Source organism: Vibrio sp. Y51_MX_L26 (assembly GCF_024181935.1).
Lineage (GTDB): Bacteria > Pseudomonadota > Gammaproteobacteria > Enterobacterales > Vibrionaceae > Vibrio > Vibrio diabolicus.
In genome coordinates, this window is record NZ_JAMZAS010000001.1 from 1,259,814 (window position 1) to 1,282,060 (window position 22,247).

Below are 22,247 nucleotides of genomic sequence, written 5' to 3' on the forward strand. Positions count from 1 at the left end.
TGGCTGTGCTCCATAGTTATCCAGACTAGACTTTCACATGATTAATCACTTATAAAGTTAAAGTGATGCATTTGTGCGCTATGCACTTTTGATAGAAATGACAAAGGGAGCACATGGCTCCCTTGATGTAGTGGCGAACAATAATTGAAATGGCTATCGTGCTACATCTGATTCAAGCTCTAATTCTGCAACAGAAAGCATGGCAAACTCTTCCTCGGCGGTTGCTGCAATCAATTTGTTGCGGCTGTACAACCCATAATAAACACCACCGATAAGAAACAATCCCATTGTCATGAAAAAGGCTGAGGGATCAAAAGCATAAACACCTGTCATTGCGATCAAAGAAAGCACCAGAGAAATACTCGAAGTAATTATCCCGCCAGGCGTTTTATATGGGCGAGCTAACTCCGGCTGTTTAATTCGCAATAAAATATGGCTCAAGGACATTAATGCGTACGATACCGTCGCACCGACAACAGCCATCGCCAAGATTAAGTCCCCCTCCCCCGTAAGAGAAACCAAGAACCCAAAAACTCCCGGAACCAAAAGCGCACGAGAAGGCACTTTTTTGTCACTGGTTAATGACAAAGTTTGCGGCAAATAACCCGCGCGGGAAAGCGCAAACACCAAGCGACTGTAACCATAAATGATAGAGAAGAAAGAAGCGATAAGACCTGCCAATCCAAGTAAGTTCACGACCATTGCTATCGTTGAATTGCCTGTAAGCTTCAGCGCGTCAACTAATGGCACCGCGCTATCGCCTATGACCTTTGAACCAACCGCACCAGCCAAAAGAACGACTACCAGAGTTGCGGTTAGTAATAAAAACAACATCGCACCAATGATGCCTTTTGGAACATCTTTTGCCGGATTTTTTGCCTCCTCTGCCGCTAAAGGTACACCTTCAACCGCAAGAAACAACCACATTGCAAATGGCAACGCAGCCCATACGCCATACCACCCAAACGGCAAGATTTCTGTTGCCTGAGCCGTCGCCGGAGCAATATCGAATAAGTTATTAACATCAAAGTGACCAATAAGCACAGCAGTAGTGATTAGAATAGCTAGCACAGCCAAACCGCTGATGACCATCATTACTTTGAGAGCTTCGCCAACCCCTGCCATATGAATAGCGATAAAGACGGCGTAGAAAAGTGCGTAAACAACAGGGCCATCGATACCAATCAATTCATTCACTGCTGAGCCAATAAAAATTACTATCGCAGCAGGTGCGAGCGCATATTCAATCAAAACTGATAAGCCCGTGAAAAAGCCTCCTGTCGGCCCCATCGCCTGTCTTGCGAAGCTGTAACCACCACCCGCAGCAGGAATAGCCGCAGACATTTCAGCTAAAGACAATACTAGCGTGAAATACATTACTGCCATCGCGATAGCAGCAATAAGAAAGCCTCCCCATCCTGCTTGAGCGATGCCAAAGTTCCAACCGGCGAAGTCACCAGATATAACATACGAGACACCTAAGCCAGCAAGTAAAATCCAACCTGCGGTGCCTCTTTTTAGCTGCCTTTTGGCCAAGTACTCCTGATGTTTAGACATAGTAAATCCTTCTACTTTGATGAAATTAAAAAGTTGTCGCTGTGTTTATCTTCAACGCTTGCGCCACCTGGCTCATTGATGTCGGAGCGATCTTTCAGGTTCACTCCTGACAGTTGTAATTTTCGAGCCTCCTTGAGCAAGTAAAATGCGCGTTCACAGGCATCGTCATAATTGAGCCCCTGAGGGCGCACATTGGAAATGCAGTTTCTTTGGGAATCTTTAGAGCCTCGTTTAGCCCCCCAAGTGAGATACATACCCATGCTATCCGGAGAAGTTAGACCTGGCCTCTCTCCAATTAAAACCAGCACGGCCTTAGCGTTAAAACATTCACCAACATCATCCCCTACAGCTACTCTTCCTTGCTTTACGATTGTGATAGGTGCGAATTTCCATTGATGTTCATCATCAGCGCTTAAAAGAGAAATCAATCGAGTAACAACAGGCACGGCATGGTTTTGAATTGCGACGGAAGAAAGTCCATCAGCAATAACAATCGCAAGATCAATGTCAGTGTTATGCTCATTTGCTATCGAGTTGAGCGTTTTCCAAGAAGATTCATCGAGCTGCCGTCCTAAATCGGGCCTTTGCAAGTACATAAGCCGATCACTCACTTGGCTGCTCACTACCACTGGAGGCTCTAAGGTATTTTCAAGAATCGAGTAAGAGTCCGACAAACCAGCAACGAGAGACTCAATATTCAAACTGCAATGCACTGCATCCATAGCTTGGGCGTGATCCAGCTGAAATGAGAGTAACTCGTTGGTTGGTACACTGTTCCCGCTGCGACCCAGAGCGATCCGAGCAGAGGTGAAGTCGCGTAACTTGCCCCAAGGGTTGTGTGTGACAACTTCAGACTCGTCTTGTGTGGACTGAGAAATGGTGATCACTTTACCCATGAGAATACCCCTTATTCAGTTGATTAATTGCTCCCGAAAACGAGCGAGAGATTTGCTCACTTAACCGAACGTCTTGCACGCTCTCGAAAATCTGCATCTCCATTAACCATTGTTCAAACTCTGGAGCTGGCTTCAGACCGAGTACTTTTCTTGCGTAAAGGGCATCGTGAAATGAGGTAGTTTGATAGTTGAGCATGATGTCATCAGACCCTGGAATACCCATGATGAAAGAGCACTCGGCCACGCCTAACAGTGTCAGCAAATTATCCATGTCATTCTGATCGGCATAGGCATGATTGGTGTAACAGATGTCGCAACCCATGGGTAAACCAAGCAGCTTCCCACAAAAATGATCTTCAAGCCCAGCACGAATGATCTGTTTGCCATCAAACAGGTACTCTGGGCCAATAAACCCAACAACTGTATTAACCAACAAAGGATCGAACTGTTTCGCGACAGCATAAGCACGAGCTTCGCAAGTCTGTTGATCGACCCCATGAAATGCATTCGCAGACAACGCTGTACCTTGTCCGGTTTCAAAATACATCACATTGTTTCCTACACTACCTCGATTCAAAGACAACGCGGCTTCATGGGCCTCTTTCAAAATCGACAAGTCGATTCCGAAGGTATCATTCGTTCCTTGCGTGCCGCCTATCGACTGAAAAACGAGATCGACTGGTGCACCCATTTCAATGGCTTCGATCGTGTTCGTGACATGAGTTAACACACAAGACTGAGTCGGTATTTGATAGTGTTGAATCACCTCATCCATTAAGTTCATTAACTTAATAGCTTGAGGCACATTATCTGTTGCCGGATTGATACCGATAACCGCATCGCCATTTCCGTACATCAGACCATCAAAAATGGTCGCTGCGATACCGTTGAGAGAATCAGTGGGGTGATTCGGCTGTAAGCGAGTAGACAGGCGACTCGGCAAACCTATCGTATTCCGAAAAGCCGTGACAACTTGGCATTTTTTAGCAACGAGAATCAAATCCTGGTTGCGCATAATCTTACTGACTGCGGCCACCATTTCTGGTGTTAAACCTTGACGAATTTTAGCCAACGTTTCACCATCGGCTTCTTCACTCAGCAGCCAATTTCGAAAATCTCCGATCGTCAAGTGCTCAATCGGTTTAAAGGCTTCAAGGTCATGCGTATCGATAATTAGGCGAGTGATATCGTCGCTTTCGTATGGAATAACCGCCTCGTTAAGAAACGTTTTAAGTGGTAACTCAGACAGCGCCATTTGTGCGACTACACGTTCTGCCGCTGACTGAGCACAAACCCCAGCTAACGCATCGCCTGATCGCTCCGGTGTCGCTTTCGCCATCAAGTCAGCTAATGACTTAAAGGTATAGACTTTACTTCCTTGTTGCCGACGATAAGTTGCCGTCATTGCTCTTCCTCTTCACTATTTGGTTCGCTTTTTGCTGAACTATCAATAAGCTTTAAGAAAGTATTGCCAAATGTGTTCCGTAGCGTTATCAAAAACTGGCAACATTTATAAAACACTAATAAACAATGAGTTACATAAAAACTGCTCCAACATGACTCACAAAAAAGGAATGAGCATCACAAGGATGAGTGACCAAACACCCCAAACCGCACCAATGCTGTGCATCCATCACACAAAGGATGCAAACCAACAAGCTGCAAGCCTAATAAACTGGCAACAGGAATACGATCAACTCAGCGATGGCCGATTTTTAGGTCAAATTCGAGAACGACGATTTCCCAATTTCCATGTATTTCGAGAAGACAGTAACCGCTCACTAAGACAGCAATGCAGGGTTGAACAGGGAGGTATTTGGTTGGGTTTGAGTGCGGAAAATAAGCCGCTACACCTAAATCACAGCAAGTTTAATGCAAGCCAGCTTTTGCTTAGACAAGGTGGTGCAGATTTTGAGTTAATGACACCTGAACAGTTTTCTATCTATGGGATAGTACTCGACAGAAAACTGGTTCAAATCATAGAAAAACAGCTCGAGCTAGACGGTATCGGCTGCAACACACCGCACTTAGCGGGACCAACAGAAAAGCACATTCAACAACTTAAATTCTACTTGGGTACTTTGCTCGGTCCCACTGAGTCGCGATGGTCTGACAGCACACATCAGGTGGTTTTAAAAGACATCGTACTCGAACTGTTCTCAATCAGTTCACCAAGCGCAAGCCACCCGATATCAATCTCTCATCGTCAGCATGTGATGCGCCGCATAAAGCAACAGCTACACGACTTAGACTACCGAACTCCGATCACCGTCAGTGAACTGTGTGACGCTGTGCACGTCAGTCGTCGCACACTGCAGTACACCTTTGAACATTGCTGTAATACTTCCCCAAAGCAGTTCATACATCGAATGCGCCTGAATCAAGTACGCAGAGTGCTACAATGCCCTGAAGATAATCGAACAATTGCAGAAATCGCTTTTGACTTTGGTTTTTTCCATCTCGGGCAGTTCAGTCAAAGCTACAAACGGCTATTTGGTGAGACGCCAACTGAAACGAGAAAATGGGAGTCCAGCAAATAAAATGACAGGCAGTATATCCTTTCAGCTCCTGCGTTGGGGCTATTTTATGTAGTCGCAATGATTTTCTGAAACTTAGCATGAAGGTCTTCAAGTGCCGCTTCAACATCCGGTTCTGCACGGCTCAAATGTGCGATTAGCGTCATGAAGTAACAGTCAAAAATCAACGGCATCTTGTCTTCAAGAACAGAGCTTCCGCTTGAAGATTCAAACAAAGCTTGGTTAAACGACTGGTAATAATCCAAATCCCAAATCACCTCTTTCAACAAGGCTCGGCTCAGCTCGACGTTCGCAAAATAGTAGCGATAGTATTTATCCGTCAGCGCCAAACCAATGTCGATATCTGTCTTACCTTCCACACTGACTAGCGTTTCTTGGCTGATCTGTTGCAGTTGCGCCAGCATCCCTTCGCGCAAAATCGACAGTTTAGTCGGGAAGTGGCTGAACACCGTACCGTCGGCGACTCCTGCTTCTCTCGCAATCTGCCTTGTGGTCGTCATGTCATAGCCATTCTGAGCAAAAGATGCCCACGCGGCTTTTAGGATTTTGTCTCTGGTTTGTTGTCGCTTCGTCATTGATGTATCTGCTTAATGAGCCTGAAAGGATCATACCTTGAGCGGCTGACATTGACAAATTGAGCGCGCTCAATTATAAAAATGAGCACGCTCAATTTTATATAAAAACAAAAGGAATCGCTCATGTACGTATTAAACAAACTAGGTCAAGGATTGATTTTCTTGCCGACCATATTCTGCTTTTCTTATATTTTAAGACCAATATTGATGGTGATTCTCATCCCAGGTGGGCTCGCACTTTTGGCGTTAATCGGTGGGGCAGAAGTCAGAGCAGAACTCAAAGCCATGCTGCTTGAGGAACTTTTTGGGGTCAGTCCATCACATACCACCTCGAAAAAGGCATGAGTGCGCGAGAAACGTTGGCAAGGTTAAGCAAAAAACAAAACGCGCAGGTATCGAGATCTTAATACCTGCGCGATATAGATGTGATGAAAAGAGGACTGGCGTTAATCAGTATTCATGTTCTGACCGATTCGCCATAAAACGCCACTAGGGTCAAACAAACAACATTCGCGCATGCCCCAAGGTTGCTCGACCAGCTCAGTCAAACGCGAGCCAAATTCCTCATGGCCCACTTTGGATAAGTGCTGATGCCAGCTTTCTGCGTCTTCTACGAGCAAGTGCATCATGAAGTTGTTGCCTTGTTCTGGCTCATAAAAATTCTGTAAAAGGAACGCGCAGCTGCCTTGAGAGAAGTACGCCACATCACCGAAGTCTGACGCCATATCAAAGCCTATCGCCTCATAAAAACGTTTTGATAGCGCGTAATCTTTCGCCGGAACAAATGATTTGATTTCAACAATATTGAGGTTTTCCATTTCCAATTTCCTAAGCCCTTATCCATCAAACTGACTGACGTAATCACGCTCTACGCCTTCTATTCGCCTTGCGTATTTTGCTGCGATGGTAGTGGTACACACTCTACCATTTGCGTTTGTAACCACGTGATGAATTTATGTTCGAGTTCTGTACGCTTTTTATCTTGGCTCAATAAAACATAATTGCAACCTGATAGCACAAAACCAAATGGCGCGACTAAATTACCGCGCTTAATATCTTCCATAACAAAGGGATACGATCCCATCGCCGCGCCTAAGCCATCCACCGCGGCTTGTATGCAAAAATAAAAATGCGCAAATGATTGCTGAGTGTTGCCGTTGAAGGTTTCACAACGTGTTGATTGCTGCCAATCCGCCCAAGCATGTGGGGCGGGATTGGTCATTTTCGCCGCGATGCTGGGCTTAAAGACTTAATGCGCTTGCGATCAGATTTCGACCATAAAAATGCGGCTACTAGAGCCGCATTATAATCCACAAACCTTCGGTCTGATAAGTGAAACGTTTATTGAGTGATAACGGTTAGCGTATCCCAATCAATCGTGAAGCGAATTTGTGCCTCAGTGTAGTGGCTCGTTGTACCTTGATCGTACCAGTTGCACGCATTGCGAGAGAAACCTTCTTCAACTTCTTTCATGCCAGCTCGTGCGATCATCTCCGTTTTTGGCTCTTCTCCGCGCTCAAATTCTGGAGTGAACACATACTGGAATTTCGGTTTGAAACCGTAGATCAAACGCGGCAAGTTCTCTTCTGGTAATAGGTTCTCGTTTGAACAACCTGTGTAGTGGTAAACGCCCGCCCATTTACCGTAGCACTGGTAATCGTTGGTGTAAATTTGGCTAAGAGAGGTGGTCCACTTAACGCCCATACCGCGTTCCATGGAAGCCTTTGGTTTGGCTGCGGTGACGTAATCCTTACTTGAGTAGCGAGACGTATAAGCCACACCCAGGTCGGTCGTCAACGAGCCAGAAAAACTTGGTGTCGAGCCCGGTGTTGCAGTCGCGGTTAAGCCGATAGACGGTGCAACCGTGGTTGTCGATACCGAAACATCATTGGCTTCGTTTTGCGGTGAGTAATCCTCACTAAATACAGGCGTGCCACCAGCTTGATAGATGCTGTAATCGAACGCAACTGGGTAGTTTTGAGTAAAACGGTCAACAATCGCTGCATCAAAAGTGTGTTTTACACCCGGCTTACCTGGTACATAACCATTCCCTAGAGTGATCACGCGAGCCGCTTTTTTATCGTTCTTTGAGTTATGGAATAACTCAACCAGTAACTTCATCTGCACACGGCTACCACGAAACTCGTACGGGAAAAGCTCAGGCTCGCTTTGCATCACGACCTCATAACTTTTCTTCACGTAACCTTCTAGCGCGATGTCATCAATCAAGACACTTTCTACAACCTTGTTATCAGAAGCAGCGGCAGTAGCGGAAATCCCTAACATTAAGGGAAGCAGTATTTTCTTATTCATTATTTTATTACCTTACTTGGGAACAGTCCCAATTTAAGCTAACACATTGAACAAGTAGCGACAATCAAACGAAAACGATTCACATTATCAATAATTTGACCTACACCCAGAAATGAAAAAAACAGCCAACTTACGCTGGCTGTTTCGATGCAGTTAATGAATGACCCGTGCGTCCCCTTTAAATAACTGAGACAAATCGATAGTGAATATTGTCACTGTCGGACGTTTAGGCAGAGCATTTTCGATCGAAAACTCTGGCCCAGCTGGAACGAGGGGGAAGTGAATAGCCGTCGGCCACGTTGACGAAGCTTCATTACCGCTCGGCTCAGATATTGAGAAAGAAAACGCGGGTAAACGGGTCATAACACTTACCTCAAATGACTGATTCGCGGGCTCAAGCGAGCCCGCTTAGGTTTTGCAATGTTATTGTTGTTTTAACGCCTACTTAATCACTAACGATTGATAACGTTAGATATCAAGTTCTTTGTCTTCAACGTGGTTGGTGATCATCGCTTCAGTCGTGATCATCAAGCCAGCAACAGACGCCGCGAATTGAAGCGCTGAACGTGTTACTTTCGCAGGGTCCAAGATACCCATTTCGATCATGCTGCCGTATTCACCTGTTGCAGCGTTGTAACCGTAATCCGCATCACCCGCTTTGACAGCATTCGCTACGACTGAAGCTTCGTCACCTGCGTTAGTTGCGATTTGACGGAGAGGCTCTTCCATCGCACGTAGCGCAACTCGGATACCCACGTTTTGGTCATCGTTGTCACCTTTTAGATCCGCCAATTCTTTCGCGATCTTAGTTAGGGCAACACCACCACCAGCAACAATACCTTCTTCAACCGCTGCGCGAGTAGCGTGTAGCGCATCGTCCACGCGGTCTTTCTTCTCTTTCATCTCAACTTCAGTTGCAGCGCCGATCTTGATCACCGCTACGCCGCCAGAAAGCTTCGCAACACGTTGTTGAAGCTTGTCTTTGTCGTATTGAGAAGTGGTTGTTTCGATTTGTTTTTCAATCGAAGCCACACGATCAGCAATCGCGCTTGCTTCTGCTGCGCCACCCACAATAGTTGTTGTGTCTTTGGTGATGGTCACTTTCTTCGCGCTACCTAGTTGCTCTAGCGTTGCTTTTTCGAGTTCTAGGCCGATTTCTTCAGAGATGACCGTACCTGCGGTTAGTACCGCAATGTCTTCCATCATCGCTTTACGGTTGTCACCAAAACCAGGTGCTTTCACCGCAGTCGCACGCACGATGCCGCGCATGTTGTTCACAACCAATGTCGCTAGCGCTTCACCTTCGATGTCTTCAGCAATGATCAATAGCGAGCGAGAAGATTTCGCCACTTCTTCTAGCACTGGCAATAGCTCGCGGATGCTGCTGACTTTTTTGTCCACCAATAGGATGTAAGGGTTGTCTAGCTCTACGCTGCCATTTTCTTGGTTAGTAATGAAGTATGGCGACAAGTAACCGCGGTCGAATTGCATACCTTCAACCACAGACAATTCGTTGTCTAGACCTTGGCCTTCTTCCACCGTAATCACGCCATTGCGACCCACTTTTTCCATCGCTTCTGCAATGATTTCACCGATCGCGCGATCGCTGTTTGCAGAAATGCTACCCACTTGGGTAATGGATTCTTTGTCGCTACATGGCTTAGACATTTCACGTAGTTTCTCAACCGCCGCTTCAGTGGCTTTGTCGATACCACGTTTTAGGTCCATTGGGTTCATGCCAGAAGCTACCGCTTTAAGACCTTCGTTGATGAAAGATTGCGCCAGTACAGTAGCCGTCGTTGTACCGTCACCCGCTTCATCATTCGCTTTGGACGCCACTTGTTTCACCATTTGTGCGCCCATGTTTTCGAACTTGTCTTTCAGTTCGATTTCTTTCGCTACAGACACACCATCTTTGGTAATGGTTGGCGCGCCGTAAGATTTATCAAGCACAACGTTGCGGCCTTTAGGGCCTAGTGTCACTTTTACTGCATCCGCCAGTAAGTTCACACCTTTCAGCATTTTTTGACGTGCGTCATTAGCAAATAATACGTCTTTTGCAGCCATAATTATCTCCTCAAAAAACTACTACAAAAATAATTACTCAACGATTGCTAACACATCAGATTCGGACAGAATCAAGTATTCTGCGCCGTCAATTTTCTCGGTTTTCACGCCGTAACCGTCATTGAAAATGATTTGGTCGCCCACTTTGACTTCCATCGCAGCGCGTTCGCCATTTTCAAGGCGTTTACCTAAACCAACAGCAATGACTTTCCCGCGGTTTGATTTTTTCACCGACTGAGAAGTTAAAACGATTCCCCCTTCAGATTTATTTTCCACCTCTTGTCTTTCAACAATTAGCTTGTCATTTAAAGGACGAATTTTCATTTTTAAGTGCCTCCTACTTGGAACCAAAAATAAAAGACAGAATAAACATCAAGATGGATTTGCGAGTCGACCGCTCGCTTTCGATGAGAATAATAAGGTCGAAAAATTGGAGTTCAAGAGGTGGATTTCATAAAAATTTTTTATTGAATTGAATAAAATCTTCTATCGAAACTTTTGACATTCACGACCACTTAAAACCTCTTTATGATGGAAAATGTGTTCAATCAAATCTAGAGTGGTTACATACTCTTAAAAAGGATAATCAAACAATGAAAAAGGTCGTATCTCTGTTTCTTGCAACATTGTGCGTTGGCTTGCTTTCTTTCAGCGTTGCGGCTTCTGAGCGTGCTGAGCAAGGGTGGCAACTGATTGAGAAAGGCGCAATGATTGTCGATGTACGCACGCCGCAAGAGTTCTCTGAGGGGCATGTAGACAATGCGGTCAATTTCCCTCTATCTGAGCTTGATAAACATTTCCAAGACGTCGATAAAGATCAAGCGATCGTATTGTACTGCCGCAGTGGTAACCGCTCTGGTAAAGCGTATCAATATTTGCAATCACAAGGGTTCACGAATCTGCACAATGCAGGTGGCTTAGAAGAACTGCAAGACGCCAAATAATCATCTCTGTTCTAATTTCAAAAATAAAAGCGCAGAGGGCGTTGCAAACTTATTGCAACGCCCTCTGTTACTAAATAAATCTCTTCCGCTACTACTCTATTTGGGCCCGGCCTCAAACTGAGTCAGGTTATCCGATATCTCAAGCCACGGCGCTTTGGACGCGACAAAAATATGGAAATTTGGCTTGTGGGATGGTGCATCATCCAAGACCCCTAGGCGAATATTGACAATCCCATTGTTCTTTTTCGAATACAGGCTCGATCCGCAATGGCGACAAAAACATAGCATGGTATTTTCGCTTTTCTGATAAGTCTGAATATCCTCTTTTCCTTGAGTAATGAGCAACTTATCCAAAGCGATACCACCTGCAGACGAGTAGTCGGAGCCTGTGAACTTGCGACATTCCGAGCAATGGCAATTTCCCATGTACTTGAATTCATCTGCCACTTCCAATTTCACCTTACCACACAGACATGAGCCTTTGAGTACTTCCATTTGAGTCCCTTTTTGTTATGAATCTAATTGAATTAGACGAATACACCGACACCATGCCACTGCAATGCGAAAAATTAAAGGCAGGTAATACAGGTTTTCAAAAATGAAACGAAAATGTAAAACACTCTATTCAGAGGAAAGATAGGTGTGCTCAGCACATGAGAGCTCAAGCTATTGTCGATACAAAAACACCAAGCAAGACGCTTGGTGTTTTCTTAATATTTTGTCTAACACAGTCATCGCTCTTAATGAGAGACGCCTTGTTGAGAAAGTGTAGTGCTTAGAAAATGCAGTGCTTAGTAAAGCTGGTAGCTTCGTTTGCACTCCAGTCACCTTTTGGCTTATCTTTCAAGTTCTCACACCATTGCTCGCTGCCCACACCATCTTGAAGAACACAGTGCTTCGCAAAGTCTACTGCGTTGTCTGCTGTCCATTCTGTTTTTGGCTTATCGCGCATGTCGTTACACCAGCCTTCAGTGCCCACTTCATCACTACAAGCGGTTAAAGCAGAAGCCGCCAACATCAGCATGACTAGTTTTTTCATAAATTTAAGGTTCCAGTTGCAAACAATATTAAAATAAAACTCAATCGCTTCAACAAATGCCCATTCAACGGTCTGAATTAAGCAGTCACTTGTTGAAGTGACTTTTGTATCAACTATAACGAAATTATCAGTCTACGTGTTAAGACACCGAAAAATTATTGAGCCAAGCTGCGTAAATGACACCATAAACACCTATAGGCAGCGCGCTTGCGTTAATGCGCTGATCTTAGAAGACCCCGTGCCAAAACATGATAAACGTAACTCTAACGCCATTTGCTCAAAGTGCTCGACCACCGCTTGAGTGCTTATGGTAGCCGCTTTCAAGACTGCGCCCGCTTGCCCAACGAGATTGGCGCCCAAATGTATGGCTTTCGCCGCTTCAAGTCCGTTGTGCACACCACCTGAGGCGATCAAAGGTAATGTAGGATGCTGTGCTCTTATTTGAGTCAAACATTTTGCCGTCGGGATACCCCAATCGCGAAAAAGCTCGGCTGCACGCTGCATTTTCGGGTTATCTTGGCAATAGCCTTCAACCGCGCTCCAACTTGTGCCACCCGCGCCCGCTACGTCAATAGCATCCACACCGGCGTCAACCAATCGCTGCGCAACGTGACCACTTATACCAAAACCGACTTCTTTGATAATGATCGGAACATTCACGCGAGATTTAAGCTGCTCGATAGCGTGTAAGACCCCAATCCAATTATGGTCGCCATTTTTCTGAAACGCTTCCTGCATTGGGTTTACGTGTACAAACAACGCATCCGCTTGAATGGATTCAACCGCACGCTGCGCATTATCAAGTTTACCTTTGTCGCGCAATTGAGCGGCTCCAAGGTTGGAATAAAGCGGCACATCTTTGGCTAAATCACGAATGGTTTTACCTAGACCTGCGTGTTGGCGCTCTTCTAAGCTAATACGCTGCGACCCCACGCCCATCGCAATGCCTAATTCACTGGCGGCTTCAGCCAAACGACAATTGATCACTTCAGCGTCTTTCGCTCCACCTGTCATCGAGCTAATCAAAAACGGCAGCGCCAATCGGTGGCCAAGAAACTCTGTCGACAGGTCGATCGCCTGAAAGTCACATTCTGGCAGCGCGCAGTGTTCAAACTCGACAGACTCAAAGCCCGCCGTTTTATGCTTCATGCTCATGTCATGATGTAAAACAGCGTCTAGATGTAAATCTTTTCGGTTAGTTTGCGGAGCCATAATGTCACCCTAAAGTAAAACAGTCGCGCAGTATTGCGATCCTTATCAGTAACGTCAATGCGAATTTTCTGAATTCACGAGATTACTTTTCCGAAACCAGTAATGAATCACGACTTACTCTGACATTATAGGAAGAGAAACTCGCCTTCTGTTTTAAACAAGCAGGCGAGTGTTTCACCAAGTTGAAGTAATCAGCGTGCGAGACACCACGATAAAAATGAGCCGCATACTTCTCTAATTTACTTTGCGCTTTCTGACAGAATCAGAGACACAACGGTACTTGTGGTGGTTGGAGCAAACTGCTCAGGGTCATCACAGAATTGAATTTTTCCTTTTTCTTCAACGTGGAACAACGGCACTACCGAGTTCCCTTTGTGATGCGCTAAATAGTCTTGATACGTAAAGTTGTCGCTCAACTTCGTGTGTTTTATCTCTGCACCGCGGCTCAACAAACTGGCCAGCTGGGTATAGCTTACGTTACCGCCCATCAGCAATTTACCGTGGTACTCCTGAGCCACGGAGTGCTTCTCGCTACCATTGCCGTTGGTTTTCACTTTTTGCAAGCAGTGAACTTTATCTTCACCAAACTCGTCGACAAATTGCATGCAAGCCATAATGTTGAAATGCTGGTCAGGCGTTAATGCAACGACTTGTCCCACCCCTATCAGGTTCAAATTGTCATCTGCGTGACTAGAAATCGGATTTCCGTAGTAGTAATCCAGCCCCAACATACGAACTTGACTGATGTACTCCCAGTTAGAATCGGTCATCAATATGCGGCGGTCATAACGTGCCAACGCTTGACCAATTTCTCTGGCTACTCGGTTAGCACCAATCAACAAGAAGCCACGTGGCGCTGGCTCCGCGACGCCCAACATCAATGCGACAGGACGTGCCGTTGCACTTTGTAAAACAACCGTTCCGATGATCACCATGAAGGTCATAGGAACCAGTAAAATCGCTTCATCAATACCGTATTCGGTCAATTTGATCGCGAAAAGAGACGAAATAGAGGCAGCGACAATACCGCGCGGTGCAACCCAAGACAGAAACAGTTTATCTTTGAGTCTCAAGTTACTGCGGATGGTTGAGAGGAAAATCGACAACGGGCGCGACACCAACTGCATAAATACAAACAGCAATAACGCGCCACTACCCAGCGCAGCAAAATCATCCAAGCTTATGCGTGCAGCAAGGAAAATAAATAGGCCGGTGATCAGCAATATGGTCAAGTGCTCTTTAAAGTGCAGAATTTGTTGAATATTGATGCCCTTTGCGTTGGCAAGCCACATACCCATTACAGTAACCGTGAGTAATCCTGCTTCAGACTCAATATGGTTGGAGACGGAAAATACGCCAAGCACGATCATCAAAACTGCAAATGGTTGCAAGTATTCCGGTAGCCACGCACGGCGCATAATTGTCGCGACTGCTGCGCCGGAGGCCGCACCAAGAATGACGCCCACGGCAATGAGCGTCCCGAACACTCCGACGCTATTTATCGCGCTGTGCGATACGATGAACTCATAAACCATCACAACAAAAAGCGCACCGAGTGGATCAATCAAGATCCCCTCCCAACGCAAAATATTAGCAAGCGTACTGTTAGGCCTTACCGTCCGAAGAAGTGGCACGATCACCGTCGGACCTGTTACCACGGTTAAGCTGCCGAACAACATGGCGAGCTCCCAAGTAAAACCGAGGAAATAGTGCGTCGCAATACTGGTTGCTGCCCACGAAATGATGGCCCCGATGGAAACGATACTCCAGACTGAGCCACTCACACCGCGAATTTCTTTAAAGTTTAGGGTCAAGCTGCCTTCGAAAAGAATCACCGCAACCGCCAATGAAACCAACGGAAAGAGCAAATTCCCTAAAATCTCATCTGGATTTAACCACTGCATAAATGGCCCGACAATCAACCCAGCTAGCAGCAAAAATAAAATCGCTGGTAAGCGCAATCGCCATGCCAACCACTGACAACCTAAACCAATGACCCCAACCGCTGATAGAACCAGCGCTTCATTACCCACTTGCATTAATAATTTACCTGTTTTGTCTTTTTTCGCGTGAATGCGCTATACCCAAATAACCTCGGGCGTGCGGTTCAATAAGCATGACTTAGCATGCAGACTAAACGGCTTACCTTCGACTCTTCGACAGCATGCCTCTGAAATACACATTTTTGAGGTCACTTGGGTATCGCATCAGAATTATGAATATAGTTGAACCCCAATGACTTAACGACTCATTTCTGTTCATCAGGTCTTAAAGTGACATACAAGTATGTCACTTCGTCGAATTCATCATTACGCATTGAGTTTCATTATGTAGAATGATTCTTAAAGAAAGCGCGGAACCTAGCACTATATGAAGCTAAGGCAAAGCGCTTGGACTAAGCTTTAGCGTACGTGCTCAAAGTTAAGAATCGTGTGTCACGCGACGTACGCAAGGAGAAATGGATTGTACGTAATACTAGCACTATTCATGGCATTGCTCGCCATCCTCATCGGAGTGAAAGCCGCCAACCGAGCAGCACTTTTAGAAAAAGAGCTAACCAAACTTCGTGAAGAGGTAACATCACTGCGAGTCAGTCTAAATAAGGACTCGAACCAACCAACGTGCCAACAATCCAGTGTTGAAGAGGTAACAAAAGAGGCAAACTCCTCATCCTCTAAGGAGCATGACCCGATTACCGACCGAGCATCTTATCCAAACGCAACACATCAAGCTCAATACCAGACAAGCGAAGTTCAACTGGACGTTTTTAGTCAAGAACAAGAGTCTATATTGCCAAGTAGAGTGCAGAGTCTGTTTAGCAACATTCAAGAAAACTGGTTGGTTTGGGTGGGCGCGCTGGCAATGCTAATTGGTGGGGGGTATCTCGTACAGGTTATTGGTAGTCACATTGAGTTTTCGCCACTTATGCGTGTGTCCTTTGCGTTTGTACTCTCGTTACTTATGGTGCTTGTTGGCGAATGGTTCCACCGCAAAGAACAACAAAATCCTCAACGAGCAACACGAGCCCAAGGCTTTACTTATGTGCCTGCCGCCGTTACCGGAACCGGGCTAACTGGCATTTACTGCACGGTTATCTTTGCGTTTGTTGTTTATCAAATGCTGACGCCTAGTGTCTCGCTTATCATCTTAGCCGCTGCTGCATTTTGTAGCTTGGCTCTATCTTTACAGCAAGGGCCGTTGATGGCGGTGCTTGGTCTGATTGGTGGATATACCGCACCGTTATGGATTGGTGGAAGCGAGCCTAATTACTTCTTATTAGCTGGGTATATCAGCGCGATCTCGGTCGCGGCAACATTGCTAATGCAAAAAGTGCGTAGTGCATGGATTTCTCCAAGCATCGCGCTTCCACATGTTGTTTGGATGCTGTTGCTCATTGAAAGCATGCCGCTTGAGACGCTTTTTTCTTGGCTGGCTATTTATCTCTCCATTACTCTTTATCTTATTTTCGCCGTTCCAAGACTGGGTTGGACACTCCATCCTCGTTATCATCACTGCCAGAATAAGTGGACAAATCCGCCGACCGCTACCTCTCTCGCGATTGCGTTATTGACCTTTTCGGCTGTCACTAGAATGCCAGAATTGGACACACTACAAATGGTGTACTGTTATGCGCTGCTCGTTGCGACAGTATGGCTCCCAGCGGTTCGCACAGGTTGGTCATTGCGCGTATTTTTGCCTTCCATATTGGTCTCTGCGACCGCACTTGTTGTCCTTACTGTCGCGTTTGACGCTTTGTATATGCCAGAACATGGTGCCAGTATCTTACTCGCATTAGCCACCAGTATTGCACTGATCTGCTGTCGAACTTATTGCCAGTCACTCAGTGACCGATCGCAACTCAGCGGCGTACTTCTGTTGGTACTGGCTCCAGCAATGAGTTTGATTACGCTGTTTTATGTCGACGAATTTATGCAAGGCTACCTGTGGCACTGGACTGCATTTTGCGCATTGGTGACCGTTTATTACGTTGTACTTGGTCAACGCTTACATTCGCTAGCATTGGAATGTTCTGCCGTCATGCACGCTTTAATCGTAGGCGTCGCCTTTGTTTGGTTAAGCGATACCTGGTTGACGACAGCAATCTCGATACAAGTTGCGGTAATGGCGCTACAGACGCAATCAGGGTTATTTCGCCCCGCAAGTTGGGCGATTAAAGTGGCGATGGGGATACTGGTCATCCGCCTCACACTTTTACCCTTCATCCCTGAATGGCAACCCGTAGAAGCAGGACATTGGGCTTGGGTTATTGTGAGTTACCTACCGTCTCTCATCATCCTGCTCTATGCTCGAGCCACGCTAAAGCAAGTGGACCTCGAACTGACCAACTGGTTTGAAGGCGCATTTTTGCATGTATTCTTAATGGCGCTATTCACCCAAACCAACTACTGGTTAACTGGGCAGTACGGCTATTTGGGACACCTTGATTTCACAAGCGCCATCGTTTTTGCTAACCAAGCGTTGGTTATGGGTTTGGTGTACAGCTACCGTAGCCAATTTGCACAACGCTTAAGCCGCATCTATGAAGCCTACAGCTACCTGCTTTGGTGTGCCTTCGCATTGCTGATAATTTTGCTTAATACGGCAGAGTCGCCATTGGTGACTGACAACGTCTCAGCCCAAGCTCTTCCCGTCATTAATATGCTAAGCGTCGGCTGGTTGCTGCCAGCTTGCATCCTACTTATCGCAACCTTTAGAGGCTGGAATACGTTACAGGTTCATCGATTTGCGGTTGCTAGCCTAGGCTTTGCACTTGCTGCTATTTGGTTAGGTATGTCTATCCGTCAATTCTGGCAAACCACATCCATGATGCTGTACCAACCGACCAGCATGGCAGAACTGTTCAGTTATTCAGTAGCAGGTTTGCTCGTGGGTGGATTGCTTACTTGGCGCGGTGTGACACACAGAGGGTTGATGATGCAGCGCGTGGGTCTAGTGGTTTTAGCTTTTGTCGCACTCAAAGTATTCTTATGGGATGTTAGTTCTCTGGATGGGTTCTGGAGAGCAATCAGCTTCTTAGGTTTAGGAGCATCTTTAATCGCGCTTGGGTGGTTATTCCAGAAATTGAATCGCTCGGTGGCAAAAGCACTCGAACCATAAACGAATTAAAGAGAGATTCCCGACAATGCACCGTTCTCGTTATTGGGGGGCGATAGCGATGCAAAGCCGGGAATCATTGGAGTGTTCGTTATTTTAGCAACGCAACAACCGTATGACGACGCACGTTTGCTTGTGCATTCAACGCTTGAAAAGTCGAGGTAAACTCACCAGACTTCTGCACAAAACCATCCAGTTTTGCATTCACATCATCCACAGAAAGCTGCGCGGTTTTATTTTGAATTGAGCGCATTTGAGTATTCAACTCTCCATGAAATGCTTTCGCTTCCTGCAAGCTCGTTTGCACTTGTCTTAGGTGCTGGTTCACTTTGGCAATCGTCTGTTTCATACCATCGCGTGACGCCAAATCAAACCCAAGTTCTGCAATACCATCTGGCTCTGACTTTAGATTTAGAACGTTCGGCTGGCCCGCAGGAAAACGGTGCCCTTCGCCCGTGACCATCACTTTCTGCTGCATTTGCTGATAAGCGTTGTCTCTGGCTTCAAATAAAATGCTGCCATCGTCAGCTAATGAGGCACGCATCCCTAAAGCAATCAAGCTTCGGTCAAGCATTTTGACAGTTCGAGCACCATCGGCTTGTCCATCGAACTGAATCATTACCGCTTGACCCTGAGGGAAATCCAAACGAATTTGCTCAGCCTTGTCACTTAAACGATGCACGTTCAAGCCAGGAATAGAAAAGCGACGAATGTCTGCTTTATCTAGCTTTAAATGCAGTTCGTTGTTGAGCACTTTCTGGCCGTCGAAACGAGCATGCTCCACAACGTTCTGAATGGTGGCTTTAGAACGAACCAATGTATCCTGCAAGCCAGGTACATTTTGCACGCCTTGATTCACCGCTTGCGTCAAACCACGTTTAATTTGAGTCAGCTCTTTGCCAATCACCTGCAACGATTTCGATGCGACCTGCACTGCCGTCGCTTGCTGCTGACCCTGGGTCAGTTGAATCCCAGAGACAGAGTAGGCTGACGCAGTGTCAGCCTGAACTTGCGCCGGGCGCGGTTTAATTGCAGTACTTGAGTCTGCAGAACGGGTCGGCATGATAGAGGCTTGTTCTTGCCCACCCAAGCGTATGCTATGGGGTCTAACCTCTACTGTACTCATTACCATAAAAGAACTTCCTAACCTTATAGACGGTCAAACAACGATAGATCATTGATCTTTACATAGCTCGCTTGCGTTGCTTGCAAAGCCGCCATGTAATTGCTCAAGCGTACCGATGCTTCACCGTAATCCAGAGCTGAGAGGTCACCTGATACTTTATCGACGAACAGTTTATTCTCACCATGAGCACCGCCAACCAAATCTAGGTTATTGTGTCGACCACCAATCTCCGTCATCGTGCCAAGTACGCTTGCCAACGTATCATCAATGGCACTCAGGCTTGCGTCCACTTCAGCTTGGAAATTCGGACTCGGGTTCTCAAATTCTGTAATTAGATTATTAATTTGATCCAGTACGTTTTTGCCGCCACCAAGGTCCAAAATATCCTTTGCCGTCATGTTGGAATCCATCGTTACGCCTTTCGCAATCGTCACGACACGTTTATCGCTGTTGCCCTCGATGACATAACTACCGCTTGCACTGTTTATAGCAGGGGTGTCAGTTTTGGTGCCTGAAAATAGGTAGTGCCCTTCTTCATCCTGAGCATTGAAAGACGACTCAATTGAATCACGATAGCTCTTTAGCTCCGTGATCATACCGGTACGGTCTTGATCAGTCAGTGAGCCATTCGCGCCCCATAATGCAATATCACGCATGCTCATCAGACTCTCTTTCACTGAGTCTAAATGTGTTTCTTGACTCGAAAGCGTGGTTTTGACGTTTGCGATATTGTTTTGATATTGGGCGATGGCGCTGTTTTCACGGTCCAAATTAAGCAGCTTAATCGATGCCATTGGATCGTCAGATAGCTTAGTTAGACGCTCACCTGTCGTCATTTGTTGTAGCACGTGCCCCAGACCTGCATTGTTACCTTGCAGGCTTTGCAGCATCATTTGGCTAAATTGATTGTCACTGATTCGCATCTGGGTTTCCTTTAGAATAACTGCAATACAGAATCGAACAGCTGATTCGCTGTGCTGATCACTTTCATGTTGGCATTGTGTGCATTAGCAAACGTCATTAAGTTAGCCGCTTCTTCATCACTGTTAACGGCACTCACATTGTCACGAGCCGCATGTGCTTGCTTGTTCATGGCTAACTTAGCTTGATAATCGGCGTCTGCTTGGCGTGCTTTAATCGCGGTTTGACCCACCATAGAACTGAATGCGTCATTCAAACTCACAGAGCCATAGCCAGTCACTGAAACAGGTTTGTTGCTTAAATTAATCAACGACTGCAATACATCCGCATTACCTGGCGTACCATCACTTGAAAAAGCAAGCTCACCTGGAGTTAACTCAGTGATATCCAAACTTGCCGCTGGGTTGGCAGGGTCGTAACTGAACAATGGTTTACCTGGGTTACCATTTAAATCTTGTCCAGTAGCGAGCACAGCGTTGTATTCATCCGCTAATGCTTTCGCCATGTCATTCAAAGCCAATTGGTTTGGTTTTAATACATCGGTTTGATAATCGTTAATCGCACCTAATTTGCCACCAAGAGAGTCACCAATCGCAAAACTTTGGCTTGAGAATGTTACGTGTAAGTCTGCTACGTAAGGGTCACTAGGGTCCGGTACGGCTGCGAGTTTGCCATGGTCCGTGCCCATCACAAGTGGCTGACCAGAGGTCAACGTTACCTGAACACTGCCGTCAGGCTGTTCTGTTGTTCTGATTTCGATGGTTTGAGATAACTCGCCGATCAATTTATCTCGTTCATCCATAAGCTGCGATGGGTTGCCGCCTGTTCCTTGCATTTCAACCAGCTGCTTGTTTACCTTCGCGATGTTTTCCATGAGGCTATTCGCGTGGTTGAGTGCCGCATTACGCTGGTCGCTCATATCTTTATGTTGGTTGTGCAAAGACTCGGTCAACGTATTAAAGCGGCGCGCCAACGCTTCAGATTCGTTGATGATTTGTTGACGGTAAGGGATCGACTCAGGCTTAACCGTGGCATCGTTAAGCGCAGCGTTTAGAGAGTCCAAACCAGCAGAAATACTGAAGCCATCGGCCCCTAGCGTATTTTCCAATTGGCTCATGTTGCTGGTGTAGCCAGAAGCGTACGCCGCCATACTGTTAGTGGACCACGTTTGCTTAATCAGAAATTGGTCTGTAACGCGGCGAATGCTGGTGACCTCTACCCCTAAACCAGGGCTTAAGCGGTTGGCTTTTCCGTCATCAACTGATGCCATCAACGCTTGTTGACGGCTGTAGCCCACAGTATTCACGTTCGCCACGTTTTGTGCCGTTACGTCTAAGGCCACGCGGTTCGCGCCTAAACCTGAAAGGGCAATATTAACTAGGTTCATTTACAGCTCCATTTTCCTGATCAACGGCTGAGAAAACGCGGTAGTCATACCGGCCTCACCGAGCACCTGTTTTACAGAGGCGACGGCTTGAGAGGCGGTATTAAATAAGCTTGAGTTCCCCTCAATCTCGTTAGCATCAAGCTGTGAGATAGATTCAGAATTCGCACCTTTACCATCGTTTGCAGATGAGATGTTACGCGCAGCATCAAAGGCGACTTCGCGCATAGAGGGGCTAAGTTGCTGGATGAGCATATTGGCAATGCCTGAGCTCTGCTTTTTTGCCAGTTCCATTGCCAGTTGCCCATCGTACATATCGCGGAAAACACCTTGCTGCTGGCTTGCAAACGGGCTGTCTTTATCCGCTAGAACATCGCTGCTGCTGCGCATTTGACGCAGCACCATTTGTAAAAACATCGCCTCAAATTGACCCGCCACTACTTCAAGCACGCCTTCCTGATCTCGACTCTGCTTGATGTTGGCAAGTGCGCTGTTGTCGTGATACAGCATCGAATTCAGTTGAGTTTGTTCATTGGTACTGTCTAGTTTCATCCTTAACTC

Annotated in this window: 21 protein-coding genes and 1 pseudogene; 4 read left to right on the forward strand and 18 right to left on the reverse strand. The window is 46.3% G+C overall.

Annotated features, from left to right (window positions below):
- Positions 1–153: 153 nt before the first annotated feature.
- Genes eat through NL645_RS05470 form a run of 3 tightly spaced genes read right to left on the reverse strand, consistent with a single transcriptional unit; the run spans position 154 to position 3,858 of the window.
- Positions 154–1,557 carry an ethanolamine permease gene (gene eat, locus NL645_RS05460; RefSeq protein ID WP_253651361.1) on the reverse strand — a complete coding sequence of 468 codons (1,404 nt, stop codon included), beginning with the start codon at positions 1,555–1,557 and terminating at the stop codon, positions 154–156.
- An 11-nt stretch (positions 1,558–1,568) separates the two neighbouring features.
- Positions 1,569–2,453, reverse strand: a complete 885-nt coding sequence (gene eutC, locus NL645_RS05465) for an ethanolamine ammonia-lyase subunit EutC (protein ID WP_046873832.1) — start codon at positions 2,451–2,453, stop codon at positions 1,569–1,571.
- Positions 2,446–3,858: an ethanolamine ammonia-lyase subunit EutB gene (locus NL645_RS05470; RefSeq protein ID WP_046873833.1), complete on the reverse strand. Its 1,413-nt coding sequence runs from the start codon at positions 3,856–3,858 to the stop codon at positions 2,446–2,448. The genes eutC and NL645_RS05470 overlap by 8 nt, the downstream gene beginning before the upstream one ends.
- Positions 3,859–4,042: 184 nt before the next feature.
- On the opposite strand from NL645_RS05470, the gene NL645_RS05475 reads away from it, so the two are divergent.
- A complete protein-coding gene (locus tag NL645_RS05475) occupies positions 4,043–4,993 on the forward strand; it encodes a helix-turn-helix domain-containing protein (RefSeq protein WP_046873834.1) in 951 nt (316 codons plus the stop codon).
- A gap of 44 nt (positions 4,994–5,037) precedes the next feature.
- On the opposite strand, the gene NL645_RS05480 is transcribed toward NL645_RS05475, so the two are convergent.
- Positions 5,038–5,565, reverse strand: coding sequence for a TetR/AcrR family transcriptional regulator (locus NL645_RS05480; protein WP_046873835.1), 528 nt, complete (start codon positions 5,563–5,565; stop codon positions 5,038–5,040).
- Positions 5,566–5,688: 123 nt separating this feature from the next.
- Here NL645_RS05480 and NL645_RS05485 point away from each other — a divergent pair, with 123 nt between their 5' ends.
- Positions 5,689–5,910, forward strand: a complete 222-nt coding sequence (locus NL645_RS05485) for a hypothetical protein (protein ID WP_005481464.1) — start codon at positions 5,689–5,691, stop codon at positions 5,908–5,910.
- A 101-nt stretch (positions 5,911–6,011) separates the two neighbouring features.
- On the opposite strand, the gene NL645_RS05490 is transcribed toward NL645_RS05485, so the two are convergent.
- The 6 genes and pseudogenes from NL645_RS05490 to NL645_RS05515 all read right to left on the reverse strand — a co-directional run bounded on the left by NL645_RS05490 (position 6,012) and on the right by NL645_RS05515 (position 10,269).
- On the reverse strand, positions 6,012–6,383 hold the full coding sequence (locus NL645_RS05490) for a VOC family protein (RefSeq protein ID WP_046873836.1): 372 nt from the start codon (positions 6,381–6,383) through the stop codon (positions 6,012–6,014).
- 59 nt (positions 6,384–6,442) lie between these two features.
- Positions 6,443–6,712 (reverse strand): annotated as a pseudogene (locus tag NL645_RS05495) (LysR family transcriptional regulator); the annotation flags it as partial.
- A gap of 194 nt (positions 6,713–6,906) precedes the next feature.
- Positions 6,907–7,878, reverse strand: coding sequence for a leukocidin/hemolysin toxin family protein (locus tag NL645_RS05500; RefSeq protein WP_253651362.1), 972 nt, complete (start codon positions 7,876–7,878; stop codon positions 6,907–6,909).
- Positions 7,879–8,031: 153 nt separating this feature from the next.
- Complete coding sequence (locus NL645_RS05505) at positions 8,032–8,241, reverse strand: hypothetical protein (protein WP_005395278.1); 210 nt, start codon at positions 8,239–8,241, stop codon at positions 8,032–8,034.
- A gap of 105 nt (positions 8,242–8,346) precedes the next feature.
- Entirely contained in the window at positions 8,347–9,945 is a 1,599-nt protein-coding gene (gene groL, locus NL645_RS05510) for a chaperonin GroEL (RefSeq protein WP_005395280.1), read from the reverse strand.
- Positions 9,946–9,978: 33 nt separating this feature from the next.
- Positions 9,979–10,269, reverse strand: a complete 291-nt coding sequence (locus NL645_RS05515) for a co-chaperone GroES (protein ID WP_005373989.1) — start codon at positions 10,267–10,269, stop codon at positions 9,979–9,981.
- 269 nt (positions 10,270–10,538) lie between these two features.
- On the opposite strand from NL645_RS05515, the gene NL645_RS05520 reads away from it, so the two are divergent.
- Positions 10,539–10,889 (forward strand): rhodanese-like domain-containing protein, encoded by a 351-nt coding sequence (locus tag NL645_RS05520; RefSeq protein ID WP_046873837.1) that lies wholly within the window; start codon positions 10,539–10,541, stop codon positions 10,887–10,889.
- A 96-nt stretch (positions 10,890–10,985) separates the two neighbouring features.
- On the opposite strand, the gene NL645_RS05525 is transcribed toward NL645_RS05520, so the two are convergent.
- The 4 genes from NL645_RS05525 to NL645_RS05540 all read right to left on the reverse strand — a co-directional run bounded on the left by NL645_RS05525 (position 10,986) and on the right by NL645_RS05540 (position 15,179).
- Complete coding sequence (locus tag NL645_RS05525; RefSeq protein ID WP_046873838.1) at positions 10,986–11,384, reverse strand: GFA family protein; 399 nt, start codon at positions 11,382–11,384, stop codon at positions 10,986–10,988.
- Positions 11,385–11,664: 280 nt separating this feature from the next.
- Positions 11,665–11,928: a DUF3012 domain-containing protein gene (locus tag NL645_RS05530; protein WP_005395285.1), complete on the reverse strand. Its 264-nt coding sequence runs from the start codon at positions 11,926–11,928 to the stop codon at positions 11,665–11,667.
- A gap of 192 nt (positions 11,929–12,120) precedes the next feature.
- Entirely contained in the window at positions 12,121–13,140 is a 1,020-nt protein-coding gene (gene fni, locus NL645_RS05535) for a type 2 isopentenyl-diphosphate Delta-isomerase (protein ID WP_006741316.1), read from the reverse strand.
- 239 nt (positions 13,141–13,379) lie between these two features.
- A complete protein-coding gene (locus NL645_RS05540; protein WP_253651363.1) occupies positions 13,380–15,179 on the reverse strand; it encodes a sodium:proton antiporter in 1,800 nt (599 codons plus the stop codon).
- A gap of 424 nt (positions 15,180–15,603) precedes the next feature.
- Between NL645_RS05540 and NL645_RS05545 the strand changes: the two genes are divergently transcribed.
- A complete protein-coding gene (locus NL645_RS05545; RefSeq protein WP_253651364.1) occupies positions 15,604–18,258 on the forward strand; it encodes a DUF2339 domain-containing protein in 2,655 nt (884 codons plus the stop codon).
- An 88-nt stretch (positions 18,259–18,346) separates the two neighbouring features.
- On the opposite strand, the gene NL645_RS05550 is transcribed toward NL645_RS05545, so the two are convergent.
- The 4 genes from NL645_RS05550 to NL645_RS05565 are packed head-to-tail and all read right to left on the reverse strand — an operon-like array spanning position 18,347 to position 22,238.
- Positions 18,347–19,387 carry a flagellin gene (locus tag NL645_RS05550; protein WP_253651365.1) on the reverse strand — a complete coding sequence of 347 codons (1,041 nt, stop codon included), beginning with the start codon at positions 19,385–19,387 and terminating at the stop codon, positions 18,347–18,349.
- A gap of 17 nt (positions 19,388–19,404) precedes the next feature.
- Positions 19,405–20,304: a flagellar hook-associated protein FlgL gene (gene flgL / locus NL645_RS05555; protein ID WP_005395290.1), complete on the reverse strand. Its 900-nt coding sequence runs from the start codon at positions 20,302–20,304 to the stop codon at positions 19,405–19,407.
- Between the two features lie 11 nt (positions 20,305–20,315).
- Positions 20,316–21,689 (reverse strand): flagellar hook-associated protein FlgK, encoded by a 1,374-nt coding sequence (gene flgK, locus NL645_RS05560; protein WP_005395291.1) that lies wholly within the window; start codon positions 21,687–21,689, stop codon positions 20,316–20,318.
- A complete protein-coding gene (locus tag NL645_RS05565; protein ID WP_253651366.1) occupies positions 21,690–22,238 on the reverse strand; it encodes a rod-binding protein in 549 nt (182 codons plus the stop codon). It lies immediately after the preceding gene.
- Between the last annotated feature and the right edge of the window lie 9 nt (positions 22,239–22,247).

Excerpts from the sequence above, each read along its gene's own strand:
- NL645_RS05485 (WP_005481464.1), top strand. The coding sequence starts at position 5,689 with ATGTACGTATTAAACAAACTAGGTCAAGGATTGATTTTCTTGCCGACC.
- fni (WP_006741316.1), bottom strand. The coding sequence starts at position 13,140 with ATGGCTCCGCAAACTAACCGAAAAGATTTACATCTAGACGCTGTTTTA.
- NL645_RS05565 (WP_253651366.1), bottom strand. The coding sequence starts at position 22,238 with ATGAAACTAGACAGTACCAATGAACAAACTCAACTGAATTCGATGCTG.
- eutC (WP_046873832.1), bottom strand. The coding sequence starts at position 2,453 with ATGGGTAAAGTGATCACCATTTCTCAGTCCACACAAGACGAGTCTGAA.
- NL645_RS05520 (WP_046873837.1), top strand. The coding sequence starts at position 10,539 with ATGAAAAAGGTCGTATCTCTGTTTCTTGCAACATTGTGCGTTGGCTTG.
- NL645_RS05475 (WP_046873834.1), top strand. The coding sequence starts at position 4,043 with ATGAGTGACCAAACACCCCAAACCGCACCAATGCTGTGCATCCATCAC.
- NL645_RS05500 (WP_253651362.1), bottom strand. The coding sequence starts at position 7,878 with ATGAATAAGAAAATACTGCTTCCCTTAATGTTAGGGATTTCCGCTACT.
- NL645_RS05550 (WP_253651365.1), bottom strand. The coding sequence starts at position 19,387 with ATGGTAATGAGTACAGTAGAGGTTAGACCCCATAGCATACGCTTGGGT.
- NL645_RS05490 (WP_046873836.1), bottom strand. The coding sequence starts at position 6,383 with ATGGAAAACCTCAATATTGTTGAAATCAAATCATTTGTTCCGGCGAAA.
- flgL (WP_005395290.1), bottom strand. The coding sequence starts at position 20,304 with ATGCGAATCAGTGACAATCAATTTAGCCAAATGATGCTGCAAAGCCTG.
- groL (WP_005395280.1), bottom strand. The coding sequence starts at position 9,945 with ATGGCTGCAAAAGACGTATTATTTGCTAATGACGCACGTCAAAAAATG.
- NL645_RS05515 (WP_005373989.1), bottom strand. The coding sequence starts at position 10,269 with ATGAAAATTCGTCCTTTAAATGACAAGCTAATTGTTGAAAGACAAGAG.
- NL645_RS05530 (WP_005395285.1), bottom strand. The coding sequence starts at position 11,928 with ATGAAAAAACTAGTCATGCTGATGTTGGCGGCTTCTGCTTTAACCGCT.
- NL645_RS05480 (WP_046873835.1), bottom strand. The coding sequence starts at position 5,565 with ATGACGAAGCGACAACAAACCAGAGACAAAATCCTAAAAGCCGCGTGG.
- NL645_RS05505 (WP_005395278.1), bottom strand. The coding sequence starts at position 8,241 with ATGACCCGTTTACCCGCGTTTTCTTTCTCAATATCTGAGCCGAGCGGT.
- flgK (WP_005395291.1), bottom strand. The coding sequence starts at position 21,689 with ATGAACCTAGTTAATATTGCCCTTTCAGGTTTAGGCGCGAACCGCGTG.
- NL645_RS05525 (WP_046873838.1), bottom strand. The coding sequence starts at position 11,384 with ATGGAAGTACTCAAAGGCTCATGTCTGTGTGGTAAGGTGAAATTGGAA.
- eat (WP_253651361.1), bottom strand. The coding sequence starts at position 1,557 with ATGTCTAAACATCAGGAGTACTTGGCCAAAAGGCAGCTAAAAAGAGGC.
- NL645_RS05470 (WP_046873833.1), bottom strand. The coding sequence starts at position 3,858 with ATGACGGCAACTTATCGTCGGCAACAAGGAAGTAAAGTCTATACCTTT.
- NL645_RS05540 (WP_253651363.1), bottom strand. The coding sequence starts at position 15,179 with ATGCAAGTGGGTAATGAAGCGCTGGTTCTATCAGCGGTTGGGGTCATT.